We start from the raw sequence: 15,023 nt of genomic DNA on the forward strand, positions 1-15,023 counted from the left end.
TCACGGCGTGCCGACCTGCTGACGGATCGTAGGCGGGGGCCGGTCGTGGGCGCAGCCGAACCCGGCATCCCGCCGGAGCCGGACCTGCCCGACGATCTACGCCATGGTCATCGGCCGCCGACCGGCACGAGTACCCAACTCGCCATTCACACCAGACCCGTGACCTGCGACTTCACGATGCACACCACTCAATCATGGCGGGCAACCTATCGCAGCCCGCCGGGCAGCGACCGGATGCCCTCCTGAGGGTCCGACGGGCAGCCTCAGGGGTAGAGGCCAGCCCGGAAGGTGAACGAGACGAGTTGCGCTCGATCACGCGCGCCGACCTTCGTCATGGCCCGCACGGCGTGCGTCTTCACGGTGAACGGCGAGACGTGGAACTGGGCCGCGATCTCGTCGTTGCCGAGACCGCTTGCAATGAGAACGATCACGTCCCGCTCCCTGGGCGTCAACGCGCCGAAGCGTCGCAGGAGTTCCCGGTCGATCACCGGTGGCGGGCTGTCGGTCATGTGACCGATGAGCGCGGCCGTCGCGACGGCGGACAGCGCACCGCCGCCGCCAACGACCTCGGTGATTCCGGCGACGAGTTCAGCGGGGCTCGCGGTCTTGCTCAGGAAACCGTTGGCGCCTGCGCGAAGGGCGGCGAGAACAATGTCGTCCTGGTCGAAAGTCGTCAGTACAATCACCCGCAGCTTTTCGGGTGGGTGCTCCTTGCGGATCCGGCGGGTGGCTTCGACACCGTCGATGCCGGGCATCCGGATGTCCATCAGAACCAGGTCGACGGGGTGGGCCCGCAGGAAGGGGACGGACTGGAGACCGTCGGAGAGATCACCCACAACAACGAGACTCGGGTCGAGCAGAAGCATCGCCCGGATGCCGGCCCTGATGTCGTCCTGGTCGTCAACGATCAGAATGCGTGTCATCGGACGACGACTCCCAGGGGGCTGAACTCCGCGCGGACCCTGAATCGCCCGCCGTCGCTGTCGATCGTCAGCCGCCCGCTGGAGGACTCGACCCGTTCGCGCATCCCCACAAGCCCGAGTCCGCTGCCCAGGTCGGAGCCGCGCGGCGAAGGAGGATGACCAACGCGGTTCTCCACGGTGACGCAGATCCTGCCGTCGCGCTCGCGCACGTCCACCGTTGCCGTCCCCTCTCCATGCCGGTAGGCATTCATCAGTGCTTCCTGAACGACCCGGTAGACGGCCACGCCGACGCTGGGCTCCACGAAAACGGCGGGGATGACGATGGAGGGCAGGACGTCGAGGCCGATGCTCTCGAAAGAGGCGACAAGTCCTTCCAGGCCGCTCAACGCCGGGATCGGCCGGAGCGCCTCGCCGTCGGCGATGTCGTCCGCGCGGCGCAGGAGCACGAGGATCCGTTGCGTCTCGACGACGACGGTGCGGGCGCTGGACCTGGCTGAGACAAGGGCCTGCCGGGACGATTCGGAGCCTCCGGGAAGCCCGATTTCCGCGGCACCGAGATGCATGCTCAGCATCGCGACCTGGTGGCCAATGACGTCGTGGAGGTCTCGGGCGATGCGCAGTCGTTCTTCGGCCACTCGTCGGGTGGCTTCGATCTCGCGGGTGGCGATGGCCCTCTCGGCCCGTTCCTCCAGCATCCACCAGCGGTCTCGATGGATGCGGAGCGCGACCCCTGTCGCACCTCCTGCGATGGCCGAGAAAAGGGCGGCGGCACCCACGACCGCACCGCCACGAAATCCTCCCAGCGTGCCGAATGCGCCCAGAAAGAACGCCGCCACGATGGCGGTTGTGGCCAGCGGCTGCTTTCCCCTGAAAGTGACCGAGAACAGCACGAGCACCGCCATCATCCACACCGACAGGGGGTCCTGGCCCACCGCTGTGACGGCGAAGGACGCCGCGCTCGTCATGACCAGTCCTGCCCACGGCTTCCACCATGAGAGGGCGACGCCGCCACCGGCGAGCAGTACGGCCAGGGCAGTCGGCCAGTCCGATCCCCTCAGTATCACCGCCACGATCTGACCGGTGAACACCAGCGCGGCCACTGAATAGGCGACGAGGTGCAGCACCTCGGGGCGGCGGATCCACAGGGGCGTCGCGGGCCCATGCTGATTGCTCTGTGCCTTGACCATGACCTGATTCTCATTCACCCGTGCTCTGGCCGTGTACTTCGAACGATGCAGACGGCGAACCTGCTTCGACCGGTGGAGGCGGAAGAGCTACTTCGTTCGAAGTACACGGCCCTGCCCGAGGACGCCGAGACTCCTCAGCGAGGCAACCGCCCCACACCATCACGTAGGGACACCCCATGACGCAGGCCACCACACCTTCGACCCCGACAAACCCTCGCAGGAGCCGATCCCTCCGGCGCACCGTTGTCTTTGCGCTGTCGGCGCTGGCCCTCACCGCAATCCCGATCGCCGCACATGCCGTGACCGGCCCAACAGCGACCACCGCCAGCACGCGCTCAGCGGGCGCCACGACCCACGATGGCCCGAAGCCGACGGTCGTGCTGGTGCACGGCGCGTTCGCCGACTCGTCCGGCTGGTACGGAGTGATGGACAAGCTGCGCAAGGACGGCTACCCCGTCCGTGCGCTGGACACCCCGCTACGCGGCCTCAACAGCGACGCCGCCTACATCCGGGGCATCCTCGACAGCATCAAGGGGCCGATCATCCTGGTCGGCCACTCCTACGGCGGCGGGGTCATCACCAATGCCGCGGCCGGCGACCCCGACGTCAAGGCGCTGGTGTACGTGGCGGCCCTGGTGCCGGACGCCGGGGAGACGCTGGGCGACGTCACCGCGCACCCGGTCGCCCATCCCATTCCCGCACTGCCGCTCCAGGCGGTGTCGATCACCCAGGCGGACGGCACCCAGGACACCGAACTCACCCTGGACCCGAGCCAGTTCCGCGCCTTCTTCGCCCCGGACGTCAGCCCCGGCAAGGCAGCCAACATGGCCGACGCCCAGAGTCCGATCAACGCCGCGGCGTTCAACCAGCCCAGCGCCGCAGCGGCGTGGCGGACCATCCCGTCCTGGTACCTCGTCGCCAAGCAGGACCACATACTCAGCCCCGACCTAGAGCGGTGGATGGCCAAGCGCGCCGGGGCCCACACCGTGGAGATCAACTCGTCCCACGCGGCCATGGTGAGCCACCCCGGGGCGGTCAAGAACCTGATCGAGCAGGCCGACCGCGGCACCCGCTGACTGACCCACGAGCCCCCTGGCCCCCTACAGAAACCGTACGGAGAAGCCACCATGGCCAGCACTGCTACTTCCGACCAGGACACTTCGGTCGCCGCCCTGCGCCGGCTGTACATCGTCCGCTTCCTTTTCGCCGTCATCTGGGCGGTGCTCCTCCTCGTACTCGGCTCCGACCTCACCATCGGGACGAAAGTCCTGCTGGTCCTCTACCCCGCGTTCGACGTGGCCGCGGCCGTCGTCGACGCCAGGTCCTCACGGGCCACCCGCTCAGCCAAGGGCCTCTACGCCAACATGGCCATCAGTACTGCCGCCGCGATCGGCCTGGCCGTCGCCGACGCCTCCGGCACCGCCGACGTGCTCCGCGTCTGGGGAGCGTGGGCCATCGTCTCGGGCCTGGTCCAACTCGTCGTAGCCCTCCTGCGCCGGTCGATGGGCGGCCAGTGGGCCATGATCCTCAGCGGCGGCATCTCGGTACTGGCCGGCGCCTCGTTCCTCGCCGACGCCTCCAAGACCGACCCCTCACTGGGACACCTCGCCCGCTACGCCACGCTCGGAGGCATCTTCTTCCTCATCTCCGCCGTCCGGCTCCCCCGCACCACCAGCCCCGCAATGGCGCAGCGTTAGCCTGGGGCTTTCGCCAGTACTGCTGTCCGAAGCGTGATCAAAAAATGGGGAGTGCTCCTGACCTGCAACGATGGGACTTGTCGAGGGTCCTGTTGGCTGCAAGGAAAGAAGCACTTCCCAGGTGAAGGTGCGACACGAGGTCGCGTGTGATGAGTGGGCTCTTTTGGAGAGGGGGTCGACGATGGCGTCGGCGACAGAGTAGCCCCGGGTCAGTGTCCGATGACCTGTCCCCACCCGGACATGAAGCTCCCCCTCCCGCTCGAACTGCCGTCGGCACCGATATACCTGTCGTGGCATCAGCGCTACGACACCGACCACGCCCACGCCTGGCTGCGCGGGCTGGCGCGAACCGCGCTGGCCATGTGCGGAGCGTCGTAGTCGGCGCCGTCCGGCCGCTTCACCCATACGTCCACGTGACCACCACGGCGATCTGCTTGAACGTCAGCAGCGGCTTGCCGTGCGGGTGCTGGCCGTGGGGGCGGCCAGACCGACGCCTGCGGCTCAGGACCGTGGATCTGCGGGAGGCGTCGGCGTGGCCCTCGGAGATCTGGGCGAGCAGCCGGCCCTGGTCCTAGTAGTGCTTCGTTAGGTGTGCCGATCTTGCCTGGTCGGGAGCATGCTGCGAGGTATGAGGCTCGGGGAGGTGGAACGGCTCCGGGGCGTCGGGCCGCCTGTCGCTGTACGCGCAGCTGTGGATCACGCGTTTAGTTCGGCTCCGGTCATCAGGGCGAGCAAGCTGTGGGGCGCGTGGTCGTCGATCATGATCGTGTAGAAGCCGTCGTCGTGCGCTTCCACAGCGGCGGCGCGGGCGAACATGGCGTGTTCGTGCGTGGTGAGCGCGGTCTCCGCATCGCCGGGGTGCGCGGCGAGGGCTCGGCCGAGCTCGGCGCCGTCCTGCATGGCCAGGTTGGCGCCTTCGCCGTTCGGCGCCCGGAGGTGGGCGGCATCGCCGAGCAGGGTCACCCCAGGCACGTGGTCCCAGCGGTGCCCGGCCGGCAGTGTGAAGATGGGGCGCAGGGCCGGCGGGGTGTTGCTGTCGGTGATCAGGGCGGTGAGTGCGGGGGCCCACCCGTCGAACTCCCTCGCAACCCGTGCGGTGAGGGCTGCGGCATCGGTGGTGTCGAAGTCAGCGAACCAGTCCTGGGGCTTCTTCAGCTGCGCGTAGGTGTGCAGGGTTCCGCCGCCTTCACGGTGGGCCAGCAGTCCCCTGCCCGGTGCGACCGCGAACAGCGAGCCGGCGCCGACCGCCTCTGCGGGAGCGCGGTGGCGGGTTTCTGCGTCGAAAAGGAACGTCTCCACGCTGCAGACGCCGAAGTACTCGGGAGCGGCCTTCGAGAGCAGCGGTCGTACGCGCGACCAGGCCCCGTCGGCGCCGATGAGCAGGTCCGCGACGACGCTGGTGCTGTCGGCGAAGTTGACCTGGTGGCGGCCGTCGCCGAGGGCCCGCACTGCGGTGACTTTTCGGCCCCAGCGGACGGTGCCGACGGGCAGGGAGTCGAGGAGCATCTGCCGCAGTTCGCCGCGCGGTGCCTCCGGGCGTTCGCCGGTTCCATCGTCAGGCAGGTCGAGCAGCACGTTCCCCGCCTGATCCATGACCCGGTATGCCTCTCGGCCCGGGAGGATCAGCTTGTGGAACTCCTCGATCAGTCCGGCCGCTTCCAGAGCTGCCTGCCCGCTGCGGGGATGTAGGTCAAGCAGGCCGCCCTGGCGGCGGGCGTCCGGCGCGGGCTCCGCCTCGTAGACCGTGGCCGGGATGCCGTGCACGTGCAGTACACGGGCCAGCGTCAGGCCGCCCAGGCCTGCTCCGATGATCGTGACAGGTGTCGTCATGGTGTCCTCTCTGGCCCCTTGTGGGGTGCCGTGACGCCCTCGCTGGATCGCCACTCCAATTACGCTAACATGAAGTTGGATCGACGCTCCATTCGTGCAATGCTGGGGTCATGGTGAAGAGAACAGCGAAGGGATCTGCGCGGGCTCCGCGGCGGACGGAGAGCCTGTCGAGGGAGCTGATCGTCCGGACCGCGATCGAGATGCTGGACAGCGGCGGCGAGAAGGCGCTGACGCTGCGCGCACTCACCGTGCGCCTGAGCACCGGCTACGGGGCGATCTACCACCACGTCGCGGACAAGAGTGATCTGCTCGCGACAGCCGCTGACGAGGTCATCACGGGCGTAATGTCCGGCGCGGCCGCCGACGCGGATCCGCGAACTGCTCTGCGCGTCCTCGCCCTCGGTCTGTTCGACGCGATCGACGCTCACCCCTGGGTCGGTGCGGAATTCTCCCGCCAACCGTGGCGGCCCGCGCTGCTGGACTTCTACGAGGGCGTCGGCCGCCTGCTGGACGCCCTCGGTGTTCCGGAAAAAGCGCGCTTCGATGCGGCCGGCACGCTCGTGAACTACGTCCTCGGGGTCGCCGCGCAGAACGCCGCGAACGCACGGCTCCGCGCGGGCAGCGACACGGACCGAGAGACCTTCCTGGAGAACGCCGCCACGCAATGGGCGCAGATCGACCCGGGCCGGTACCCGTTTGTGCACGCGGCGGCGACTCAGCTGGGCGAGCACGACGATCGCGAGCAGTTCCTCGTCGGGGTAGACATCTTTCTCGGCGGCATCTCAGCCCTGCGCTAGAAGACCCCGACACTCGCTGTCCCCGCGGCGCCGCCCTGCTGGTGCGCATCCGTACGCCGCGGCGCGATGCCAGCTCCGGCTGACCTTCAGCGGGCGCCCCTCTCACTTCCCCGACCGCTCGGTCCTGTCGGCATACGATCGTTTGATGACAGGTAGCCCGAGCCTCCAACGAACCCGTGCAATCCGGGGGTTCGCGGCTGCTCGAATCCAATCAGATCCGATGGTGATTGCTGACAGGGTTTGACGACAGATAGGGTCCGATCCTCCGTACGGAAGGGGCCCTCGGTGGCGAACCTGGTCTACAAGCGGGTCTCGACCGACCGACAGTCGACGGCCCGGCAGAACCTCGTCCTGGACGAGGCCGGGATCGAGGACCCGGTCGTCTTCGAGGAGGACCCGGGCACCTCCAGCCGCCTCCACCCCCTCCAGCGCCCGAAGTTCGGCGAGCTGCTCATCTACGCGCGACCGGGCGACACCGTGCACATCTCCGAGATGTTCCGCCTCGTACGCGGCACCGGCCACATCCTCGACGTGCTCGACGTCTTCCACCGTGACCGTCTCGCCCTGCGCATCCACGACGGCGCGTTCTCCGCGATGGACCTCACCGCCCGCCACCCGCGCACCGGAGAGCTGCTGTCCACCGTGAAATTCATGGTGCAGACCCTCGCCGCCGCCGGCGAACTCCAGCGCGACCTCCAGCGCGAGCTGACCTACGACGGACTGCGGGCCGCCGAGGCCAAGGGCAGCAAGGGCGGACGCCGCCCGGTTGTCACAGCCGCGAAGGCCGCCGCCGTGCGCGCCGCGTACCTGGGTGGCCAGTCGATCGCCGGCCTGGCCCGCGACCACCACGTCAGCCGGGGCGCCATCCGCACCGCCGTCGCCGACCTCATGCCCGAGCACGCCGACGATCGCCAGGACACCCCAGCACCGGAGACCGCGGTCACCCTCGACATGCCGGGCAAGGTCGCCGACTTCCTGCGCGCGGCCGAACTGGAGCCCGCCGAGCGGGCCGCGCTCGACCAGGGCGTGACCGTACGACGCGGCCAGGGCTACACACTCCGCGTCCCCGCGGCGCCCTCGGTCCACCGCCAACTCCTCAGCCGCTGCCAGCCGCTCGACGCCCTCGCGGCAATCCCGGCCCAGCGCAAGGCCCGCCGCGAGTACGCGAACCGCGTCAACGCCCTCGGAACCGAGACCCCGTAGCAAGCCGTCAGGGCTTCAAAACCAAGGGGCTTCCGACCTGGGAGATGTCGAAGGCCTCCGCCGTTCCGCTGGTCACCGGCGCCTTCGGATCGAAGGGCTTCGGCCGATCACGGCCTGTCAAAATTTCTGACAGCAACACCGGTTTCCTGGTCCGTTCCTACTCGGACCCCGGTTTCGGGCAGGTCGGCTGCGTCTGCACGGCGCAGGGCTTCGAGTACGACTGGTCGGGCGTGATCATCGGCCCCGACCTGGTGTGGCGTACGGACCGCTGGGTCGTGGACCGGTCGGCGTCGAAGGACCCGATCTTCACGAAGGCGACGCCGGACAGTGAGATCGACCGGCTGATCCGCAACACCTACAAGGTGCTGCTGACCCGGGGCATGGTCGGCACGATCATCTACTCGACGGACCCGGAGACGCGCGACAAGCTGTGCTCGCTCGTGCATCCGGCGTCCGGGGTGGAGGCGCCGGCCCTCGTGTAGTCGGGCGTGTGCGAAAAGTGGTCATCCATTGTCAGTGGTACGCCATACGATCGGATGAGCCCGCGCAGCCACCCGTCGGAGAGTGATCGTTCATGGCTCAGCAGCCGCCTCTGCTCCGCGATGTCATCGACATCAAGGAGTCCATCTCCACGTCGGACTTCGTCCTCCAGCTCTCGGAGGCGACGACCCCTGAAGGTGCCGAGCGCGCGCTGCGGGACTACGTGGTCACGGAACGGCTGCTGGAGAACTTCGACGAGGCACTCGGGCTGATCCGGAAGGCGCTCGACGGGCACACGTCGAAGGCGGCCTATCTGCACGGCTCGTTCGGTTCCGGTAAGTCGCACTTCATGGCGGTGCTGCACGCCCTGCTCAGCGGGGCCCCGGCGGCCCGCGCGCGGACGGACCTGGACCCGGTTCTGACCAAGCACGAGTGGCTCGGCGCGGAGGGCAAGCGGTTCCTGCTCGTGCCGTACCACATGCTCGGGGCGAAGGCCCTGGAGCAGCGGGTCCTCGGCGGGTACGTCAGCCATGTCAAGAAGCTGCGCCCCGAGGCGCCGACGCCGCAGGTGTACCGGACGGACGCCCTGTTCGAGGACATCCGGGCGATGCGGTCCCGCATGGGCGACCAGGCTGTCATCGGCGGCCTCACCTCGGCGGACGGCGGCGACGGCACGGCGGACGAGGAGGACGAGTGGGGCGAGGCGTTCGGCTGGACGCCTCAGCTGCTCGACACCGCCCTCGCCGCCGAGGAGATCCACGAGAGCGGCCAGGCGCTCAACCTGGTCAGCCCGTCGACGCCCGCCGAGCTGCGGGCGCGGCTGGTCCAGGACGCGAGCACGCACCTGCTGCCCGGCTTCGCGAGGAACGCCGCAGAGGACGAGCACGGGTTCATCTCGCTCGACGCCGGCCTGTCCGTGATCGCCGAGCACGCCAAGGCGCTCGGTTACGACGGGCTGATCCTCTTCATGGACGAGCTGATCCTGTGGCTCGCCACCCTCATCCACGACCAGAAGTTCGTGGCCCGGGAGGCCGGCAAGATCACCAACTTCGTGGAGGGCGGCGACGCCCGCCGTGCCGTGCCGGTGATCTCGTTCATCGCCCGTCAGCGCGACCTGCGCGAGCTGGTCGGCGAGGAGGTGTCGGGGGCGGCCGAGGCGTCCATCCAGGACACGCTCAGCCTGGCCTCGGGCCGCTTCGACAAGATCACGCTGGAGGACCGCAACCTCCCCCAGGTCGCGCACGCCCGCCTGCTCAGGCCCAAGGACGACGAGGCCGCCGCGCTCGTCACCGCGGAGTTCGAGAAGACCCGCAGGATCCGCCAGGAGGTGTGGGACACCCTCCTGGGATCCGACCGCGGGGCGGACGGCGTCGGCGCGGACGAGGAGAGCTTCCGGCTGACGTACCCCTTCTCGCCCGCGTTCATGGACACCCTCGTGCACGTGTCGTCCGCGCTCCAGCGCAACCGGACCGGCATGAAGCTGATGGGCCAGCTGCTCGCCGACCACCGGGCCGAGCTGCGGCTCGGCGATCTGATCCCGGTCGGCGACCTGTACCCGCTGATCACGGCGGGCGGCGACAAGCCCTTCACCGACAGCCTGAAGGTGATCTTCGAGGCCGCCGACAAGATGTACCGGACGAAGCTGCGGCCGTACCTCCTGCTCACGCACAACGTGACGGAGGAGGACATCGAGCAGTACACCCATCGGCCCGACAGCGTCACCGACCCCGCCCTGCGCATCCGGATCAAGCAGTTCACCGGTGACAACCGGATCGTCGGCACGCTGCTGCTGTCGGCGCTCGCCCCGAGCGTGCCCGCCCTGTCCGACCTGACCATCCGCAGGCTGTCTGCGCTCAACTACGGCTCGGTGGTCGCCCCGATCCCGGGCCGCGAGTACGGCATCCTGAAGAACAAGATCGCCGAGTGGGCGGGCCGCTTCCCCGAGATCAAGGAGACCGGCACCGAGACCAACCCCGGTGTCCGGCTCGAACTGTCCGGCGTCGACGTCGACTCGGTGATCGCCAACGCCAACGTCAACGACAACCCCGGCAACCGCGAGGCCCTCGCCAAGCGGCTCCTCGTCGAAGAGCTCGGCATCGACCAGGACCATCTGATCAACGAGCTGCACTTCGCGTGGCGGGGTACGGAGCGCAGTGTCGAGGTGGTGTTCGGCAATGTCGCCGACGAGGACGCGCTGCCGGACCACGACCTGATGCCTCAGCAGGACGGGCACTGGCGGATCGTGATCGACCTCCCGTTCGACGAGAGCGAGTGGGGTCCGCGCGAGGACGCCAACCGCATGCAGCGGCTGCGTGAGCGGCAGGGCGAGCCGTCCCGGAGCGTCGCCTGGCTGCCCACCCACCTCTCCAGCCAGCGGTACGCCGACTTCCGCCGCCTCGTCGTCATCGACAAGGCCCTGTCCGACAGCCAGCGGTTCGACGGCCAGTACGCGGGCCATCTGAGCCCCGACAACCGGGCCCGCGCCAAGGGGCTCCTGGAGACCCAGCGGGAGTCGCTGCTCAAGAACGTGAAGGCGGCCTTCAAGCAGGCGTACGGCCTCGCGGACAAGAAGGCCACCGACGTGGAGCTCGGCTTCGGCGACCATCTGGAGTCGCTGCGCGAGGTCGAGGGGCTGGTCCTGTCGTTCGGCCAGTCGCTGCGGGACGGGATTCGGCACATCGCCGGAAAGCTGCTCACGAGCCAGTACCCGGACCACCCGAACCTGGATCCCGACGGCAACGGCACCGTCGTCAGACCTGCAGACGCCAAGAAGGTGTTCACGCACGTACAGGCCGCCGCCGAGGCCCGCGACGGACGCGCCGAAGTCCCCTCTCCCGACCGGAACCTGATGCGCCGGGTGGCCACCCCTCTGCGACTGGGTCAGCAGAAGGAGGCGTACTTCGAAGTGTCGGAGTACTGGGCGGAGCATTTCCGGCAGCTCGCCAGCGGGCAGGGGGTGACCGGCGACCTCAGCCTGATCACCCTCACCGACTGGACGGACCGGCCGACGCCACGCGGCCTGCCGGGCTTCCTCGCCCGGCTCGTCGTGGCCTCGTTCGCCGAGATGGACGACCGGGTGTGGGTGCGTGCGGGCGCGCCCCTCGACCCGGCGCCCGCGCTGCACGAGATCAAGGACCATGACGCGCTGCGCAGTCAGCCGCTGCCCTCCGAGGAGGACTGGGCGGCGGCCCGGCAGCGGTTCACGGCCGTCTTCGGCGAGCCGGCCCCCACGCTGCGGCGTGGCCGCATGGTCAACCAGCTCGCCCGGCAGATCGCCCAGCAGGCGGGCGCCCACCAGGAGGCGGCCCGTGAGCTGGTGACCCAGCTGGAGCGGCACACCGGCTTCCTCCGGCTCGACGAAACCGTCGAGGGCGGGCGCCTCGCCCTCGCGCGACGGGCCGTAGAACTTCTCCAGGAGCTCACGCGGTCGGCCGGTCAGGGGGCTGCCGGAGCCCGGAAGACCGTCGAGGCCCTGGCCGCCTTCGACTTCGGCGACGTCGGCGCGGACCGGTTCGGGACCTCCGTCAAGCAGGCCCGCGCGGTGGCGCAGGCGCTGGACTCGGCATCCTGGACCACCCTCGACCTGGCGTCCTCGGAGGGTCCCGAGGGAGAAGCGCTGCTGGAGTCCCTGCGCAACGCCGCCCGGAGCGACCAGCGGACCAATGACCTGAAGGCGGCTCTGACCCGGACGCAGCACGAGGTGCTGGCGCTGGTGAAGCGCAACCGCGCGACGACGACTCCGCCGCCTGCTCCCCCGGCCCCGCGCTCCGGGGACGTACCCCTCGACACCCCGACGAGTCACCCGCCGGTCCCCGAGCAGGAACCCGGCACGGGCTCGGCCGGCCCGTCCACCCCTGGGCGGGTCAAGCGCTCCGGCGGTGGCCGTACCACGGCGGCCCGAGCGGTGGCCGAGCTCCAGGCGGAGATCGCGGAGCTGGCGGCGCGCGAACCCGGTGTCACGGTCGAGATCACCTGGCGGGTCCTCGAAGGATGAGCACGACGACGACCGGCGCGGTGGCGGTGCGGCTGAACCTCGCCACCATCACCCAGTACCTGTCCGCCCAGACCTCCCTCGCCGACACCCTCGCGGGCCGTGACCGGCGGCGGGCCGTGCTGCTGCGCTCCACACCGCAGTGGGACGGCCCCGCCGAACACGTCTGGGGCGACGGGCAGTCCGCCCGCATCGCGGCGGCCCCCTCCCCGCTGGCCGTGCACGAGCTGCTGCTCGGCCATCTGTCGGAGACGGCGACCGGGCCCGCCCTGCTCGTCGTCCTGACCGACCGCGAGCAGAACGAACTCGACCCCGCCATCCTGGCCCGCGCCCACAAGGCCCGCGTCGACACGGTGGACAGCTGGGACGTGGTGCGGGACGCATTCGGAGCGCATCAGGTCGACCAGCGGCTCAGGGACGACAAATGGGCCGCGGAGGCCCTCCTGGACGCGGCGCCGCCGAGGGGCGGCTGGCCCCGGCTGGGAGGCGGCATGCTGTCGCGGGGCACCGCCCTGTCCGCACTCGCGCTGCGCCGTCTGCGACTGGGCCGCTACGAGGACGAGGAGACCCGTGCGGACCACACCACCTCCGCCGACCGGCTCGACACCCACGCCCTGTTGAGCTGGTCCCTGATGCCCGGCCGCCCGGAGCGGCTGCTGGCGCTGCGCGGCCCCGAGCGCGCCGGCCTTGCGCAGTTCCTCGGCGAGGAGGACCAGGCCGGACTCGCCGGGCGCGCCCTCCTGGCCCTGGTCGAGGCCGAACACGGGCCGGACGCGGTGGCTTTCGGGCTGGTGTGCGCCGCCCTGTGGTGCCATGCCGAACCGGACGCGGCCACCTACACGGCTCGCGGTCGCGCGGAGCGGTGGTTCGGAGAGCGTCCCCCGGCACAGGGCGAACAGCTCGACGCCATGGCGGCCGCCTTCGGCCGGGCCTCGGAGGACTACGTCGGCACGCTGCTCGCCGGAGCCGCCAGAGAGGGCGGCGCGGGCTCGGAGGAAGCCCGCGAGGCCCGCCGGACCAGCGACACGGTGCTGGAGCGTGCTTCGGCACTGGTCCGCCAGTTCGGCGCGGAAGCCGCCGCCGGCACCAGCCCGCTCCTGCCGACCGGCCTGGACGCCCGGTTCACCGCCGTCGGGACGGCCCTCGCGGACGGCGAGCCGGGACGGCTCGACGCGGCCGTCCGCTCTCTGAGCGAGCACCGGCGCGCACACGGACCGGAAGTACGGGCCCGGATCGAACGGACCCGCATGGGCCAGCGGCTCGTCCAGTGGCTGGCCGGCGAACCGGCGGTCGAGGCACCCCACGTAGACGCGGCCCTGCAGCGCCACCTGGACGAGACCGGGTGGGTCGACCGTGCCCTGGAACACATCGAGGCCGGTGGGGACCCGGACGACCGGCTGAGGGCCGCCTACGACGCGCTGGCCGCGCGCGTACGGGGACGGCGACACGGGATCGACCGTGACTTCGCCCGCGTACTGGCGACCTGGACCGCGGCCGGCACCGACCCCGGCCGGATGCTGACGGTGGAGACGTTCCTCGAACGCGTGGTGAGACCGGTCGTCCGCGGCGCCGCCGAACGGCGCGTGCTGCTGATCGTCCTGGACGGGATGAGTGCGGCCATCGCAACCGAGCTGGGCGAGGAACTGCGCGCTTCCTGGGCCGAGTTCGACCCGGTGGACGAGGGAGCGCCGCGACGCCGCGCCATGGCCGCGGCACTCCCCACCCTCACGTCCGTCTCCCGCACTTCCCTGTTCGCGGGAAAGCTGACGCAGGGGTCGCAGAACGACGAGGCCCGGCTGTTCCCCGCTCTCCCCTTCTGGGGTGGCGCGCCGGCGGCCGTGTTCCACAAGGACGACCTGCGGGCCGACAGCGCGGGGGACACGTTCGGGCCCGAGCTCACCGAAGCACTCATGGACGGCCGTACGCACGTGGCGGTCGTCCTCAACGCGATCGACGACCGGCTCGCCAAGGAACAGAAACTGGGAGACGGAGCCTGGCAGACCGAGCACATCCCCGGCCTGCCGGACCTGCTGCGGATCGCCGCCACCGAGGGCATGGCGGTGGTGATCACCAGCGACCACGGGCATGTCGTCGACCGGCACGGCGGGAAGGTGGACACCGGCTCCCCACTGTCCGCACGTCATCGGCCCTCTGGCGGACAGGTGGGCCCGGCGGAGATCGCCCTTCAGGGCACCCGGGTCGTCGCACCGGAGCCCGGAGGATCGATCGTCGCCCTGTGGGACGCCGACTCTCGGTACACGGCCCGCAAGGCGGGATACCACGGCGGGGCGTCCCTCGCCGAGTTCACCATTCCCGTGCTGGCCTTCCTGCGGTTCGAGGCGTCCCCTCCCCCGGCTTGGCGGGAGTTGGGGGATCCGCGACCGACCTGGTGGCTGCTGGAGGAGCCCGCGCCTCTCCCCGCCACCACCTCACCCGCCCCGGCAGCCAGCACGAAGCGGCAGGCGCGGCAGACGCCGTCGAAGGCCCAGGCCCAACTGGCCCTCACCCACGACTCATTGTTCCCCGTCACGGTGGTTCCGGCGTCCGACGGCGAGGAGACACTGGTGACCGCCACCGTCGTCGGTCCCGACGACGCCCTCGTCTCGGCCCTCTTCGCCTCAGAGGCGTTCCAGGGTCAGATCGGCCTGCTCGCGCGCAAGCCGCCCATGGACAAGGTGGAAGGGGCGATCCGGGCCCTGCTCGACGCCGGGGGCACGCTGCCGGTGTCCGCGCTGGCGCAGCGCGTGTCCTACCCGGTGGCCCGAGCGGACGGATTCGCCGCGATCCTGCGCCAGTTGCTCAACCACGACGGGGTGCAGGTCCTGGAAACCCTGCCGGACGGACGGACCGTTCGTCTCGATCTCTCCTTGCTCCGCATGCAGTTCGACCTACGCTGACCTTCCATCCGCCGTCTT

General features: G+C 70.1%; 9 protein-coding genes and 2 pseudogenes. 8 read left to right on the forward strand and 3 right to left on the reverse strand.

The window, feature by feature from the left end; all coding sequences use genetic code 11:
• Positions 1 to 263: 263 nt before the first annotated feature.
• Both RV986_RS13470 and RV986_RS13475 read right to left on the reverse strand, forming a co-directional pair.
• On the reverse strand, positions 264 to 923 hold the full coding sequence (locus tag RV986_RS13470; protein ID WP_475917624.1) for a response regulator: 660 nt from the start codon (positions 921 to 923) through the stop codon (positions 264 to 266).
• On the reverse strand, positions 920 to 2,110 hold the full coding sequence (locus tag RV986_RS13475) for a sensor histidine kinase (protein ID WP_475917625.1): 1,191 nt from the start codon (positions 2,108 to 2,110) through the stop codon (positions 920 to 922). Before RV986_RS13475 ends, RV986_RS13470 begins: the two co-directional genes overlap by 4 nt.
• 299 nt (positions 2,111 to 2,409) lie before the next feature.
• Between RV986_RS13475 and RV986_RS13480 the strand changes: the two genes are divergently transcribed.
• The 3 genes and pseudogenes from RV986_RS13480 to RV986_RS13490 form a co-directional block, all read left to right on the forward strand.
• Positions 2,410 to 3,186: an alpha/beta fold hydrolase gene (locus tag RV986_RS13480; RefSeq protein WP_475917626.1), complete on the forward strand. Its 777-nt coding sequence runs from the start codon at positions 2,410 to 2,412 to the stop codon at positions 3,184 to 3,186.
• 51 nt (positions 3,187 to 3,237) lie between these two features.
• Entirely contained in the window at positions 3,238 to 3,807 is a 570-nt protein-coding gene (locus RV986_RS13485) for a hypothetical protein (RefSeq protein ID WP_475917627.1), read from the forward strand.
• A gap of 246 nt (positions 3,808 to 4,053) precedes the next feature.
• Positions 4,054 to 4,185: pseudogene (locus RV986_RS13490) on the forward strand (LysR family transcriptional regulator); the annotation flags it as partial.
• A 318-nt stretch (positions 4,186 to 4,503) separates the two neighbouring features.
• Here RV986_RS13490 and RV986_RS13495 read toward each other — a convergent pair.
• Positions 4,504 to 5,637 carry an FAD-dependent oxidoreductase gene (locus RV986_RS13495; RefSeq protein WP_475917628.1) on the reverse strand — a complete coding sequence of 378 codons (1,134 nt, stop codon included), beginning with the start codon at positions 5,635 to 5,637 and terminating at the stop codon, positions 4,504 to 4,506.
• A 110-nt stretch (positions 5,638 to 5,747) separates the two neighbouring features.
• Here RV986_RS13495 and RV986_RS13500 point away from each other — a divergent pair, with 110 nt between their 5' ends.
• The 5 genes and pseudogenes from RV986_RS13500 (at position 5,748) to pglZ (ending at position 15,005) form a co-directional block, all read left to right on the forward strand.
• Positions 5,748 to 6,434, forward strand: coding sequence for a TetR/AcrR family transcriptional regulator (locus RV986_RS13500; protein ID WP_475917629.1), 687 nt, complete (start codon positions 5,748 to 5,750; stop codon positions 6,432 to 6,434).
• 285 nt (positions 6,435 to 6,719) lie between these two features.
• A complete protein-coding gene (locus RV986_RS13505; protein ID WP_475917630.1) occupies positions 6,720 to 7,637 on the forward strand; it encodes a recombinase family protein in 918 nt (305 codons plus the stop codon).
• A gap of 161 nt (positions 7,638 to 7,798) precedes the next feature.
• Positions 7,799 to 8,119 (forward strand): annotated as a pseudogene (locus RV986_RS13510) (DNA/RNA helicase domain-containing protein); the annotation flags it as partial.
• Positions 8,120 to 8,211: 92 nt separating this feature from the next.
• Complete coding sequence (pglY, locus tag RV986_RS13515) at positions 8,212 to 12,111, forward strand: BREX-2 system ATPase PglY (protein WP_475917631.1); 3,900 nt, start codon at positions 8,212 to 8,214, stop codon at positions 12,109 to 12,111.
• Entirely contained in the window at positions 12,108 to 15,005 is a 2,898-nt protein-coding gene (gene pglZ, locus RV986_RS13520; RefSeq protein ID WP_475917632.1) for a BREX-2 system phosphatase PglZ, read from the forward strand. The genes pglY and pglZ overlap by 4 nt, the downstream gene beginning before the upstream one ends.
• Positions 15,006 to 15,023 lie beyond the last annotated feature (18 nt).

This window comes from Streptomyces sp. RLA012 (assembly GCF_056270325.1).